Annotated in this window: 8 protein-coding genes and 2 pseudogenes; 5 read left to right on the top strand and 5 right to left on the bottom strand. The window is 48.6% G+C overall.

Going from position 1 to position 14,103, the window contains the following annotated elements:
- Positions 1-191 precede the first annotated feature (191 nt).
- The 5 genes from htpG to ispH all read right to left on the bottom strand — a co-directional run bounded on the left by htpG (position 192) and on the right by ispH (position 6,530).
- Complete coding sequence (htpG, locus tag NK638_RS06675) at positions 192-2,171, bottom strand: molecular chaperone HtpG (RefSeq protein ID WP_274632400.1); 1,980 nt, start codon at positions 2,169-2,171, stop codon at positions 192-194.
- A 303-nt stretch (positions 2,172-2,474) separates the two neighbouring features.
- Positions 2,475-3,995: a catalase gene (locus NK638_RS06670; RefSeq protein WP_274632399.1), complete on the bottom strand. Its 1,521-nt coding sequence runs from the start codon at positions 3,993-3,995 to the stop codon at positions 2,475-2,477.
- 357 nt (positions 3,996-4,352) lie between these two features.
- Complete coding sequence (locus NK638_RS06665) at positions 4,353-5,168, bottom strand: thioesterase family protein (protein WP_274632398.1); 816 nt, start codon at positions 5,166-5,168, stop codon at positions 4,353-4,355.
- A gap of 152 nt (positions 5,169-5,320) precedes the next feature.
- On the bottom strand, positions 5,321-5,572 hold the full coding sequence (locus tag NK638_RS06660) for a hypothetical protein (RefSeq protein ID WP_274632397.1): 252 nt from the start codon (positions 5,570-5,572) through the stop codon (positions 5,321-5,323).
- 1 nt (position 5,573) lies between these two features.
- Positions 5,574-6,530, bottom strand: coding sequence for a 4-hydroxy-3-methylbut-2-enyl diphosphate reductase (ispH, locus tag NK638_RS06655; protein WP_192996069.1), 957 nt, complete (start codon positions 6,528-6,530; stop codon positions 5,574-5,576).
- Positions 6,531-6,858: 328 nt separating this feature from the next.
- Here ispH and gmk point away from each other — a divergent pair, with 328 nt between their 5' ends.
- The 5 genes and pseudogenes from gmk (at position 6,859) to NK638_RS06630 (ending at position 13,690) form a co-directional block, all read left to right on the top strand.
- Positions 6,859-7,452, top strand: a complete 594-nt coding sequence (gmk, locus tag NK638_RS06650; RefSeq protein ID WP_274632396.1) for a guanylate kinase — start codon at positions 6,859-6,861, stop codon at positions 7,450-7,452.
- A gap of 191 nt (positions 7,453-7,643) precedes the next feature.
- Positions 7,644-7,904: a DNA-directed RNA polymerase subunit omega gene (gene rpoZ / locus NK638_RS06645; RefSeq protein ID WP_068403827.1), complete on the top strand. Its 261-nt coding sequence runs from the start codon at positions 7,644-7,646 to the stop codon at positions 7,902-7,904.
- 395 nt (positions 7,905-8,299) lie between these two features.
- Positions 8,300-10,475: pseudogene (locus NK638_RS06640) on the top strand (RelA/SpoT family protein).
- A gap of 281 nt (positions 10,476-10,756) precedes the next feature.
- Positions 10,757-11,137, top strand: coding sequence for a RidA family protein (locus tag NK638_RS06635; RefSeq protein WP_075100471.1), 381 nt, complete (start codon positions 10,757-10,759; stop codon positions 11,135-11,137).
- A 281-nt stretch (positions 11,138-11,418) separates the two neighbouring features.
- Positions 11,419-13,690 (top strand): annotated as a pseudogene (locus tag NK638_RS06630) (primosomal protein N').
- Positions 13,691-14,103 lie beyond the last annotated feature (413 nt).

The following is a 14,103-nucleotide window of genomic DNA, read 5'->3' as shown; positions in this document are numbered from 1 at the left end:
CGATAAAACAGGGTTAAAAATAAAAAACCCAGCCAAACAGCTTAGCGCGCTAATCTATCGCGATTGTAACGGATTGTCGCCTAAGAGGATAAGGCTGATTTGTAAAATTCGGCTATATTTACATAAAAACATATAAAAAAAGAGGCCTTGAGTACAAGACCTCCTTTATTAGTCACTGATATCAGTCGTGTTTACTTCATCAATAGCTCGTTGACGCGTTTTAGATACGCGGCTGGGTCGTCAAGTTGACCACCGTCGGCCAATAGTGCTTGATCAAAAATCACTTGCGCCAGCTCATCAAACTGCTCGCTGGTTTCTAGTTTTTTGATCAGCGGATGCTCTGGGTTGACCTCCAAGATAGGCTGCGTCTCTGGCACTTCTTGACCCATTTGCTTGAGCATCTGAATCATCTGCGGTGACAGCTCACCCTCTGCAGTAACGAGTATCGCAGGACTATCGACTAAGCGGTTCGATACGCGTACGTCTTTAGCACGTGCGCCTAGGGTCGTTTTGAGTTTATCAACGACTGGCTTCATGGCCTCTTGCGCCTTTTCCGCTTCCGCTTTTTCTTCTTCGTCTTGCAAATCGCCCAAATCTACCGCACCTTTGGCAATGTTTTGTAGCGGCGTGTCATCAAACTGGGTCAAGAAGTTCATCGCCCACTCATCAACACGGCTGGTCATCAAGATCACTTCGATGCCTTTTTTCTTAAACAACTCAAGCTGCGGGCTGTTTTTGGCAGCAGCGAGGTTGTCTGCCGTGAGATAGTAGATGGCTTTTTGCCCATCTTTCATACGCGCTTTATAGTCCTCAAAGCTGGTCTCGACCTTGTCATTAGTGCTGGTGGCATAGCGCAGCAACTTGGCAATACGCGCTTGGTTGCCCATGTCCTCGCCTAGGCCTTCTTTGATGACATCACCAAACTCGCTATAGAACTGCGCAAATTTTTCTTGCTTGTCGCTGTCCTCGCTGTTGGCAAGGCTTGCCAGCAAAGTCAGTACGCGGCGCGCGTTACCATCACGGATGGATTTTACATCGCGTGACTCTTGCAACAGCTCACGGCTGACGTTCAGTGGTAAGTCAGCAGAGTCGATCACCCCTTTGACAAAGCGCAGATACATCGGTAGTAGCTGCTCTGCTTCATCCATGATAAAGACGCGTTTGACATACAGCTTTAGCCCGTGCTGCTGCTCGCGTGTGTACAGATCCATTGGCGCTTTTTTAGGAATATATAACAGCTGGGTGTACTGCACGCGGCCTTCGACACGGTTGTGTGTCCATGTGAGCGGATCGTCCATGTCATAAGTGATGTTTTTATAAAAATCGATATATTCATCATCTTCGATTTCAGATGCTGAGCGTGTCCACAGCGCACTGGCTTTGTTGATGGTTTCCCACTCATCGGTCAAGACCATCTGGCCGCCGGCTGGTGCGTCGCTACTATCATTTTCGTCCGCCCCTTCCTCTTTGACATCTTCTTGCCAAACTTCTTTACGCATCTGAATCGGCAAGCTGATGTGATCTGAGTATTTGTTGACCAAACGCTTGATCTTTCCGCGGTCTAGGTAGTTGTCTTCACCTTCACTGTATTCTTCTTTTAAGTGCAGCGTGATACGGGTGCCGCGAGTGTCTTTTGTGATGGTCTCAACCGTAAAGCTTCCCGTGCCATCAGATACCCAGCGGACGCCTTGATTGGCAGGCTCACCAGCTTTGCGCGACTCAACGGTGATGGTGTCGGCCACAATAAATCCTGAATAAAAACCCACCCCAAACTGACCGATCAGCTGACCGTCTTGTTTTTGCGACTCAGACAGCTTATCTAAGAAAGCTTTGGTGCCTGATTTGGCGATGGTACCTAGGTTTTCGATGGCATCGGCTTCATTCATACCGATACCATTATCGATAAAGCTGATGGTTTTGGCCTCGGTGTCGACATCGATGCGAATTTTAAGCTCGCCGTCGTCTTCATAAAGGCTGTCATCGTTGGTGGCTTCAAAGCGCAACTTATCACAAGCGTCCGAGGCGTTGGAGACCAGCTCACGAACGAAAATATCGGCATTAGAATATAGCGAATGGGTCACCAAGTGCAGTAGCTGGGCGACTTCTGCTTCAAAACTGTGTTTTTTTACATCAGCGGAACTTTGATTGTCCACTTGGGTCTGCTCACTCATAAAAACTCCTATTATTCATACCAAAGATGCTGTCATCAGCAGCGGTGAATCACAAATTTCCAATACCAACAGTATGGCATCTCTGGCCATAAAGGCTGGGCGATAAATACTGTTAGGCTGGTTAATCAGATAGGGGCACAGGCAAAAATTTCAAGCCAAAATACCGCAAAAACCAAGATTGGCCATAAAAATCGTCCACAAAAAAACCGCCTAAGTTGGCTTAAGCGGTTTTTATGATTTTTTAGCATTGAGTGGCATTGCCTCGCTTGCCACCTCTAGGCGCGCCAAGCGATGCGTCGCGGCTTATAGACAGCTTGGCAGATGACGCACTGGATCAGCGTCACGGGCAGCCATCGCATCTTCGACGCTCAAGCCCAAAGCCTTGGCCACGCCCTCACCATACGCAGGGTCACACCAGTGGCAGTTGCGAATATGACGATACTGGATAAAGTCTGGCACGCCTGCCATGTTTCTGGCGGTATTATCAAACAAGACCTGCTGCTGCTCAGCACTCATCAAATGAAACAACGCGCGTGGCTGGCTAAAGTAGTCACTGTCGTCTTCGCGAAAATCATAGTGCGCCGCATCGCCATCAATCTTTAAGGGTGGCTCGGCATAATCAGGCTGCTCCTGCCACTGGCTAAAGCTGTTTGGCTCATAGTGTGGGCGGCTGCCATAGTTGTCATCGACGCGGCCTTGACCATCACGGTGGTTGCTCATCACAGGGCAACGCGGTTTGTTGACAGGGATCTGCTGATGGTTGACACCGACACGGTAACGCTGGGCATCTGCGTAGTTTATCAAGCGATTTTGGAGCATTCTATCTGGTGAGACGCTGATACCTGGGACTAGGTTGCTAGGTGCAAACGCAGCTTGCTCGACATCGACAAAATAGTTGTCAGAGTTTTTGTTTAGCTCAAACTCACCCACTTCGATAAGCGGATAATCCCCTTTCGGCCATACTTTGGTCAAGTCAAACGGATGATAAGGGACGGTATCTGCCTCAGCTTCTGGCATGATTTGCACGTACATTTTCCACTTCGGAAAATCGCCTTTTTCGATAGCATCGTATAAGTCTTTTTGATTACTTTCACGATCCATACCGACGACTTCACGAGCTTCGTCATCGGTTAAGTTTTTGATGCCTTGCTGCGTACGGAAATGAAACTTCACCCAATAGCGCTCGCCCGCTTCATTCCAAAAGCTGTAGGTGTGTGAGCCAAAGCCATGCATGTGTCTGTACGAGGCTGGGATGCCGCGATCACTCATGACGATGGTAACTTGGTGAAAGGCTTCTGGTAATAAAGTCCAAAAGTCCCAGTTGTTGGTCGCTGAGCGCATGTTGGTACGTGGATCGCGTTTGACCGCTTTGTTTAAATCTGGGAATTTGCGTGGGTCGCGTAAAAAGAACACAGGCGTGTTGTTACCGACCATGTCCCAGTTACCCTCTTCGGTATAAAACTTCAAAGCAAAACCGCGAATGTCACGCTCTGCATCGGCCGCGCCGCGCTCGCCTGCCACAGTACTAAAGCGCGCAAACATCTCGGTTTTTTTGCCCACTTCGCTAAAAATAGCCGCGCGGGTATATTTGCTGATGTCGTTGGTCACGGTAAAGGTACCAAACGCGCCTGAGCCTTTGGCATGCATACGGCGCTCTGGAATCACTTCGCGGGCAAAATTGCCAAGCTTTTCATTGAGCCAGATATCTTGAGCCAATAATGGGCCGCGCTTGCCTGCGGTCATGCTGTTTTGGTTGTCAGCGACTGGTGCGCCATTACCCATGGTCAATTGGGTCGGGGCGTAAGGGCATTTTTTATCACTCATGGTTATACTCCTGTAAAAACAAATGAAAGTGCCAAACTTATACTGAATACGCTTCTAGCAGTACATCTAGAATCCTCGTCAGTTTGTTTGAAAATCGGTGATTCTTGTTCAGATAAATTTTGTTCATAGTAACCTGCCTGTGCAGTTATCTTACCTAGCCTTTGCTTGATTACTATTACAACTGATTTATATTGTTTTGTATAATCAATTAATCACATTATTTCATTTTATTTTTCAGAACTATAGAATACTTTGCGATAATTGCATGGTTCTGACTCTGCCTTGCTTTCGTTAATATGACCAGCATAGCTAGCATGGTCGCGAATGCGGCGTATAAGCTCGCTCACCTCCTTTATACTAGCGCGGCATCGGGCGGATGGTCAGTATTTGCTCGCTACGACCAAAGGGGCCATGCACATCGTGGAGCACAGCACTGGTCAGCCCGATACCATCAGCGCCATACTGCTGTACTGCCTCGATACCGAGCCAGCGACCTTTAGGGACACGGTGCATATGGATTTGCAGGTCTGTATTGGGAAACATCCACTCTAGTTTTGACAGCCCTAAACCCAGTCTTGGTACCACGCCATTGGCAGTATCGACCATGCCCAGCAGATGCACCATATCATCAGTGGGTACGCCCTCTACCATCTCGACATCGTTGGTTATCCAAACCATGCCGCGACCTTCTCGGCGATCTGGAGCGGCCACCAAGCGCACACTTTCGATAAAGCCGCCCGGCCAGCCTTTCATACCCTCCCAAGCAGGCAACGTTTCTGGCTTATGCTGTGCTGGTTGATCCTCAATGCCAGCGATGGCGCTGGTGTCTTGCGTCAGCAGTCGCCATGCCCTAGCAATAATGGCATCTCGACCACGGCTGCTCATTACCGCCTCGACAAGCTCGATGGTCTTACCTGGGCGAATACAGCGCGTAGTGATGGTAAACTCATCAAGCGGTATCAGCCCCAAAATATCTAAGCTAATACGAGCAATGCGCATGTTTTTTTGCGGCGCATACCCTTGCAGCTCAGCGCTCAGCACCCCAGTGGCTGGGGCCATATGCTGTTCGTGCTCATTCCAAGCGCCTTGTGCATGCTGGGTCGGCTGATAATGCGCGACACTGACACCCTCTGCCAATGGTTCGCGTTTGACCAATTTGTAATACGCTGACATAGTTTTCCTTAATATTTTCGATTCTCTTTTGTATTTAAAGTACACTATTTATGACCGCAAACTGTCTGGCTGATCTTGCCTGACTTATCGTCGACGTGTACCTTATATGAGCTTGATTGGAGTAACGTGTTGCGGGATTCGATAAGCATACGTTATTTGCTCAATCGTTGTTTTTGCATGGTCAGCAGTGTGCGACTCTTGACCATGATAAATAGAAAAAACGCCATCACCGCAATCAGTACGCCATATAAGACGCTATAACCCTTTATAAACTGAGCGGTATTGAGTAGCAGCAACAGCACCAAGACGATGGTGACAAAGGTATTGATTTTTAGCTGCTTGTTGATCTCATCTAGCGTGGCTTCTGCTAAGACAAACTTTGTTTTTGGCTGCTGTTGACTCATATCACTTGCCTACTTGAGTGACCGGAATGCGCAGTGCTTTTGGCAGGCTAAACGTCACGTTTTCTTCGATACCCGATAGCTCGCTTGGCAAATCGCCACCCCAGTCTTGTAGCTGCTTTAGTACTTCTTGGATCAGGACTTCCGGCGCTGAGGCACCAGCCGTCACCCCGATACTCTGCACACCCTCCAGCCAGCTTTTGTCCATCTCGCTGGCATTATCTATCAGATACGCTCGGCAATCCATACGTTCGGCCAGCTCGCGCAGACGGTTGGAGTTTGATGAGTTTGGTGAGCCAACGACCAACACCACTTCACAGCGGCCCGCCAAATCTTTGACCGCATCTTGGCGGTTTTGGGTGGCGTAGCAGATATCGTCTTTACGGGGACCTTGAATACTTGGAAACTTATCGCGCAATGCATCGATGACGCGCGCGGTATCATCCATCGATAGTGTGGTTTGGGTGACAAACGCTAGGCGCTCAGCGTCTTGGACACTGAGTGCAGCCACATCACTTTCATTTTCGACCAGATGAATCTGACCGCCATGCCTACGGTTAAATCGCCCCATGGTGCCTTCGACTTCTGGATGTCCAGCATGGCCGATCAGCACAGCATCCATGCCCTCTTGTGCAAACTTTGCCACTTCGATATGCACTTTGGTGACGAGCGGACAAGTAGCGTCAAATACCGTCAAATCGCGGCGCTCAGCCTCATCCTCGACCGCCTTTGATACTCCGTGTGCTGAAAAGATAACGATGGAGCCATCTGGTACTTCATCCAACTCTTCAACGAATACCGCGCCGCGATTGGCCAAGTCTGAGACCACAAATTTATTATGTACCACCTCGTGTCGGACATAAATGGGCGGCTCAAAACGTGTCAATGCTTCGTTGACAATCGCAATAGCGCGATCGACACCAGCACAAAATCCCCGCGGATTGGCAAGATAAATTTGCATAAAAAGGCCTATCATTAGATAATTTGTATTTAAGACTATATAAAACGTCTCACAACAGCTTGGAGTAAGCTTTGATTGAAGGTTTGGGATAAAACCCATGCGTTACTGTAGCATAATTTGCTTTTATTGCCTTTGAAATTCCTGCGCTGGTCACAGTTAGTAAGTGGTAGTCATGTGACTACCGCCTACTGATGGGCAGGTGCTTTATTATGCGTAACGGCTGTTTATCACGGTACCAATCAACCCTGCTATCGCCATAAATGATGGCGATTTTTCTTTTTACCAGCTTTTTATATTTATTAGGGCACTCGCTACTAGGACACACTGTATGACAGGTTCACTATTTATCATCACCGCCGCTTCAGGTACTGGCAAGACCTCACTGGTAAAACAGCTATTGGCTACCACCAATGACTTGACTGTCAGTGTGTCACATACCACGCGCGCGCCGCGTCCAGGCGAGGTCGATGGTCAGCATTATCATTTTACTGATGTCGACAAATTCGTCGCCGCCATCCATGACAATCAGTTTTTGGAGCATGCCGAGGTGTTTGGCAACTATTATGGCACCTCAGAGCAAAGCGTACGGGCGCAGTTAGACGCAGGCGTGGAGCTACAAGTCAAAAAAATCTTTACGGACGCGGTGATGATTTTTATTTTACCGCCCAGTATCGACACCCTGCGTCAGCGTCTATCGACACGCGCGCAAGACTCGATGGAGGTCATCGAGCAGCGTTTGGCCGGTGCAGTGACGGAAATGGCGCAGTACGTCCATTTTGATTATGTGATTATAAATGACAACTTTGAGGTGGCATTGACTGAGCTAAAGGCCATTATCGTCGCTGACAGGCAGACCCTAAGCCGCCAGCAGCAGCGCTACCATCGCACCATTGCCAATTTGCTCGGCACTCAGGCAGACTAAAACATCAGACAAATGAACACATTAAAAGGGCGGCGTGCCAGATTTTGCGCAGTAGAGATAAAAAAGCAACGACGCGGCGGGGCAAAAAATGCTATAATGTCTAGCTATCCCCCTTTATATATTTTTGATATTATTTTTATTGAGTGGCGGCCATCTTCGCCACTTAATAAAAACAACCGAGGTAGCTATTTATGGCACGAGTGACGATTGAAGATTGTTTAGATAACGTAGATAATCGCTTTGAGCTGATTTTAGTCGCAAGCAAGCGCGCCCGTCAATTGGCCAAAGGTATCGCTGAGCCAATGGTTGATGTCGATAATGACAAACCAACGGTTTTGGCATTACGTGAGATTGCTGCTGGCAAAATCACCCGCGATATTTTAAATCAGCCAGAGCATAACTTTGCAACCAGCTCATTAGACTTAGCCCTGTCAGGTGATCATAGCTTTTAATCTTTAATCGTGGTTTGATAGACCAACCAGATTAAGGCGGGCTATATATGTCCCAAAAGCCGTTATATCACCCTGACAAAAGAGACCACAGCATAGGCTGTGGTTTTTTGGTTGTATCAGTTGTAATCACCACTGAGACCCCAAAATATACCACTGAGTAGGATTTTTTAGATTTTTTGCCGCGCGATTTGCTTAGCTGTTGACATTGAATGCGATTTACGATTAATTAGAAGGTGCACGGCTCCCACTCTCGCGTTTTCTATAAAGAGCTCATATTTTGTCAGCCGCCGCTTATCTTGATCGATGATTGATTGTTATCGCAGTTGCCTAGCCATAAAAAGCAGCCATAAAAACTGGTCATAAAACCCAGTCATCAAATATAGGATCGTCACTTTATGATTCAAACCTTGCCCAAACTCAGTCATCACCTAGTCGATGAGGCTCAATATAACTTATTGCGCTCAGTAGGCTACCTCACTGCCGACGAGCGCCGTGATGTTATTGATGCCTGTGAGTTTGGTGACATCGCCCATATCAAGGATAAGCGCAAATCAGGGGAGCCTTATATCACCCACCCTATTGCGGTCGCTGAGATATTGGCAGGTTTTCGTTTGGATCGAGATACCATCATTGCGGCGATTTTGCATGATACGGTGGAGGATACTGAGGTCAGTGATGAGCAAATCGCCGAGCGCTATGGCAAAGCCGTAGCCAGATTGGTCGATGGTGTCACCAAGCTAAGAACACAAAGCTGCCACTTTTCATAAGATTTTGACCGCGACCCTCGCAGATCCACGAGTATTGATCATCAAGCTGGCAGATCGCCTGCACAACATGTCGACATTGGATGCGGTGCGCCCAGAAAAACAGCGCACCACCGCACAAGAAACGCTGGATTTTTATGTGCCCTTTGCGCGGCTGATGGGTCTCAATGACATCGCCGATTATATCGAGGTACTGTGCTATCGCAACCTTGACTCTGAGATGTACAACAAGCTCTCAGATAAGCTGTTGCAGCATGGCTTGGGGCGCAATTTTCAACGAGAAGCCATTCATCGCTATCTGAGTATCGTGTTAAATAACTTAGATCTAAACGGTCTGGTCAAGGTCTTGGACAACCGCGTGGTGATTTACCGACAGTTTTTTCGCAACCGCGGCGAAATCAATGCGCTATTGCGTCATTATGCGTTTGAGATCGTACTCGACAATATCGAAGCTTGCGATAAGCTCGCCTATTATCTGATCAAAAAATACCAAATCGACGACACCCATATTGCTGATAATATTCGCCGCCCGCTGCCAGGTGGCAATCAGTCGCTGACGCTCATCTACGAGCGCGACAATGACGTGGTCAAAGTTACGATTTTGACCAAGCAAATGCAAAGCGCGGCAAGGCTTGGGGTCATCGGTGCTGAGCACGCCTCTGATGTCAGTCAATCGGTCATTCAAGCGTCCTTGCGTAACATGAAGGATTTGGTCGAAGAAGACAGCTTAAATGATGGCAATCCTGACTTTTCGGCGGCCGTCTCTACCATTAACGAGCTGATGGATTACCTACACTCTAGCAAAATCATTTGTTATAGCCCCAAAGGCCGAGCCTACGAGCTGCCGCAAGGCGCCACCGCCCTAGACTTTGCTTATGCTGTCGGCCCGATGGTTGGCAACGTCGCTGTCGGCGCCAACATCGATGGCAAAAAAGCCAAACTGGGCACGGTGGTCAAAAATGGCCAACTGGTTGAAATCGAGGTCGACAACCACTCAGAGCCAAAAGCAGAGTGGCTTGGGTTTGTAGCCACCAACAAGGCCCGTGAAGAGATATTGCGCTGGTTTAAAGACTTGTCCGCTGCTGACAAACAGCATCATGGAAAGCAAGCCTTAGATCGCGCGCTTAAGACTTATCAAAAAAGCCTTGACGATCTGACAGACAGCGACTGGAAAAACCTAACTGAATGGCGCGGTTTGACAGAAAAAAACACCTTATTTGAGCAAATCAGCTCTGGCACATTGCTGCCTCAGCTGGTCGTTACCCGTTTATTTAGTGACGAAGTCAACGACCTACACGCGCAAGAGAATAGCGATGACATGACCCAGCCGCAGCAGCTGATCGCCAACGCCTCAGGGGTTGAGATCAACTTTGCCAACTGCTGTCATCCAATCTACGGCGACCCTATTGTCGGTCATTTATCGCGCCACGGTCTGGTCGTCCATCGTCATAAGTGTTTTTCGCTTGATGACATTCGTAAAGACAATCCTTATCAGGTCATTCAACTGCGTTGGCGCAGCGATAAAGCTGTCAACCAAAGCGAGGCGGGCGAGACGGGGATCAAAAATAACGGTAAGGTTCGTTTCCCCGCTTATCTTAAACTCTCTATTGCCTTGAGCGATGAGCAAATCAGTGAAGTGATTTATCACTTGCGCCAGCTCAATATAGGCGTCGAAAAAATCGATGTTCGCAGCAGCGATACCATCCTCCATATCGTGGTACGTAGCCGCAACCACTTAGCGCAGGGTATCCGCGAGCTGCGCTCATTACTCGGCTTCCCCAATATTATCCGTCTATATCAGCTATAGCGCTAAATGGCGGCCAGATGTGTCGCTCTATCGTCGAATCCAAATAAATCAGACACATGGCTATCAAGTCATGTTTATATCGGATTGACGATCGCACAAGCAGCTTTTGACGGCTTTTGATGACGCGGCAAATTATAAAACGCGGCGCGATGCTCAGAGGTTTTTAGAAAGCAGTAAACAATGCTAAACTGGGCAGCTTGCAGCAAGACAGTACAGGCTGTCACTGTATGCTCAAAATCCAACTGATAAACCCATCTAACAACAGATAACAAGGATATCCTATGACTCGTCAAACCATCCAAACAGACAAAGCACCTGCCGCCGTTGGCACTTACTCACAAGCCGTCAAAGTTGGCAACACTGTCTATGTCTCAGGTCAGCTGGGTTTTGACCCAGACACCATGGAGCTAAAAGAAGGCTTTGAAGCACAAGCCAAGCAAGTATTTGCCAACCTAAAAGCCGTTTGTGAAGCCGCTGGCGGTAGCTTAAGTGACGTGGTGAAGTTCAACGTTTCTTTGACCGATCTAAGCGACTTTGCCGTGCTCAACGATGTGTTTGCCGCCAACCTAAGCGAGCCATACCCAGCGCGCGCGGCGGTACAAGTCGCTGCGTTGCCAAAGGGCGGCGTGGTTGAGATCGAAGCCATCATGTATATTGAGTAAGCCTACCTCTCAGATCTGTGTTGTAACGATAAGCTTAGCACCCTGCTAAGCTTATTGGTTTTTAGCAGTGAATAGCTGAATAGAGTCTAGGGCGTGTTGAACATTCAACCATGGCACTGACAGAGACTATTTGTGACTGTTCAACACGCCCTACTAAATATTCAAATATTTTTGGTTAATGCGGCGTTATTTCGACTTTAGTACCTAACGCTGCCTATGCCGACCATGTAAATCATCGTCTGTGGCAATGATACTTCTCTAATAAGACGGCGACGCCTTTTATGTTGGTACAAGTTGCTCTACCTGTGCCCCTTTACCGGGTATTTGACTATCGCCTGCCAGCAGCTACGCAGGCCACCGCTGAGCCTAGCGCGCGTCCAGCAATCGGTAGCCGTGTCGAAGTTCCTTTCGGTCGCCAGACACTTATCGGTATCGTGGTTGCTCATATTGCTGCCGCCGATAGCAGCGTACCACTAAATAAGCTCAAATCTATCTATCGATGCTTGGATGACGAGCCTATCTTAAACGCGGCGATGCTAAAGCTTGCTTACTGGCTGGCACGCTACTATCACTATCCACTGGGCGATGTGTTTGGCGTGATCTTGCCGACGCTGGTGCGTCAAGCCGCTAGACCTTTTGATCACGCACTGGCGCATACTGCCGAACATCACTGATGACGACTTTCATCCCAATGCCAAAAAACAAAAACAGCAGTTTGATATGCTCAAATTGCACGGCGAGCGCGGTGCCAGCGAAGACGTTTTATTATTAGAAGGCATGCAGCGGCCTTTTTTAAAGACACTGGAAGAAAAAGGACTCATCGAGCGCTATATCGAGACAAAACAAGCACCGACGCCTGTCAAACTGGCCAAACTGCCACTTGATCTCAATGACGAGCAACAACAGGCGGTCAGCACCATCATCGCCGCTCACAAAGCTGGCCGTTATACTGGGTTTTTATTAAACGGCATTACTGGTAGCGGTAAGACCGAAGTGTATTTACAAGTCATGCAAGCGGTACTTGAGGCGGGCAAACAGGTTTTGATTTTGGTACCAGAGATTGGCTTGACACCGCAGACGCGCGCCCGTTTTGCCAGCCGTTTTGCCGCAGATATCGTGCTGCTACACTCTGGCATGAACAACACCCACCGCCTGCAGGGCTGGCAAGACTGCCGTACAGGACACGCCCAAATCATCATTGGCACACGCTCAGCAGTGCTCTATCCTTTTGCCGATTTAGGGTTGATTGTCGTTGACGAGGCACATGATGGCTCGTATAAGCAGCAAGACACCCTGCGCTACCACGCCGCAGATGTCGCGCTTTATCGCGGCGTGCAATACAACATCCCCGTCATCCTCGGTACCGCCACCCCTTCGCTTGAGCACCTAAAATTGGTCGATGATGGCAAACTCATAGAATGTCAGCTATCGACACGGCCAGGCAATGCCAAGCCTGCGCCCATGCAGCTTATCGATGCGCGTCTGCAAAGTACGCACCAGCAGACAACAGACGACGGCGCCCGCTACGATACTGGACTGACAGACGCCATGATTGGGGCAATACGGCAAACCCTAGAAGCTGGCGATCAGGTGCTGGTGTTTTTAAATCGGCGCGGCTACGCACCTGTCTTATTGTGCGAAGCTTGCGGCTGGCAAGCAGATTGTCCACGCTGTGATGCGCATTTAACAGTACACTATAGCCGCCAAAACAGCAGTAATGCCTATCTCAAATGCCACCACTGCGACTGGCAAGCTTATATTCCAGCGGTGTGCCCTGACTGCGGCAGTCAAAACTTGGATGCCAAAGGTATAGGCACGACCAGGCTTAGCGAAAATTTGCACGCGATTTTTGCCAATCCGCAAACCAGCAAAGAGCTTTACCCGATCATTCAAATCGATCGTGATACCACAAGGCGCAAAGACAGCTGGGAAAATATTTATCAGCGTATCAATCAAGGTGATCCTGCTATCTTGGTTGGCACGCAGATGGTCGCCAAAGGTCATCACTTTCCAAACGTTACCTTGGTGTGCTTGCCCAACGCCGATCGCGGCTTTTTGTCCGCAGATTTTCGCTCGCCTGAGCATACCGCGCAGCTGATGATTCAGGTCGCCGGTCGAGCAGGACGCGGCGACAAGGCTGGACGCGTGCTGATCCAGACGCTACAGCCTGACAACGCGCTACTGCTAAAGCTGGTAAAAGACGGCTATCTGTCATTTGCGCGGGATCTACTACAAGAGCGCAAAATGATGGGACTGCCGCCTCATACCCATGCCGCGCTGATTCGCTGCGAAGGCAAAACCCTAGCCGCCACCATGCAAGCGCTCAAAGATGCCATCGCTATCTTGCCCAGTAACCACAATTTGGCCGTGCTCGGGCCCATCGATGCGCCCATGAGCAAAAAAAACAGCCGCTACCATGCCCAGCTACTTCTCATCGCCAAAGAGCGCGGACAGCTCCACCAAGTACTGAACCACTGGTGGCAACCCGTACTGGCGCTACCCAGCGCTAAATATCTAAAACTGACTTTAGATATCGACCCTGTCGGCTGGTAGGCTGACACCTCAAACCTATCACCATTTCTTCTTATTATTCTTAGGCTCCTAAACGTATAGTCAGTTCAAAATAACATGGTGATAAATTGAAGACTGCTACTGGAGTGAATGTTGCGCAGCCTCTGTGATAACAGCACGCAAGGAAAATTTATACCAGTAGCACGATGTCATTTTTGCAGTGAATCGACGATAGCTTACTGGCTGCATTTTTACCTCGTCGTTACAGCTTCTAATACGCGGCTATGTTAGATTTATCATTAGTCCTTGAAGTTATTTACCATAAAGTCTTAATAAATTTGAGTAACGTTATGAGTCAAGAAGATCCTAGTCATAAGCAAAATAAGCATTTGCCTCCAAGTGAGCCTATTGATGTCTATAAAAGCAACGATAGTAACTATACTGCTGGCAATCAA

It is taken from the genome of Psychrobacter sp. A3, assembly GCF_028823565.1.
Taxonomy (GTDB): domain Bacteria; phylum Pseudomonadota; class Gammaproteobacteria; order Pseudomonadales; family Moraxellaceae; genus Psychrobacter; species Psychrobacter celer.
This window is presented reverse-complemented; position numbering and strand designations above follow the sequence as displayed.

Bases quoted from the DNA above. Each gene is read 5' to 3' on its own strand.
- htpG (WP_274632400.1), bottom strand. From the start codon at position 2,171: ATGAGTGAGCAGACCCAAGTGGACAATCAAAGTTCCGCTGATGTAAAA.
- NK638_RS06670 (WP_274632399.1), bottom strand. From the start codon at position 3,995: ATGAGTGATAAAAAATGCCCTTACGCCCCGACCCAATTGACCATGGGT.
- NK638_RS06665 (WP_274632398.1), bottom strand. From the start codon at position 5,168: ATGTCAGCGTATTACAAATTGGTCAAACGCGAACCATTGGCAGAGGGT.
- NK638_RS06660 (WP_274632397.1), bottom strand. From the start codon at position 5,572: ATGAGTCAACAGCAGCCAAAAACAAAGTTTGTCTTAGCAGAAGCCACG.
- ispH (WP_192996069.1), bottom strand. From the start codon at position 6,530: ATGCAAATTTATCTTGCCAATCCGCGGGGATTTTGTGCTGGTGTCGAT.
- gmk (WP_274632396.1), top strand. From the start codon at position 6,859: ATGACAGGTTCACTATTTATCATCACCGCCGCTTCAGGTACTGGCAAG.
- rpoZ (WP_068403827.1), top strand. From the start codon at position 7,644: ATGGCACGAGTGACGATTGAAGATTGTTTAGATAACGTAGATAATCGC.
- NK638_RS06635 (WP_075100471.1), top strand. From the start codon at position 10,757: ATGACTCGTCAAACCATCCAAACAGACAAAGCACCTGCCGCCGTTGGC.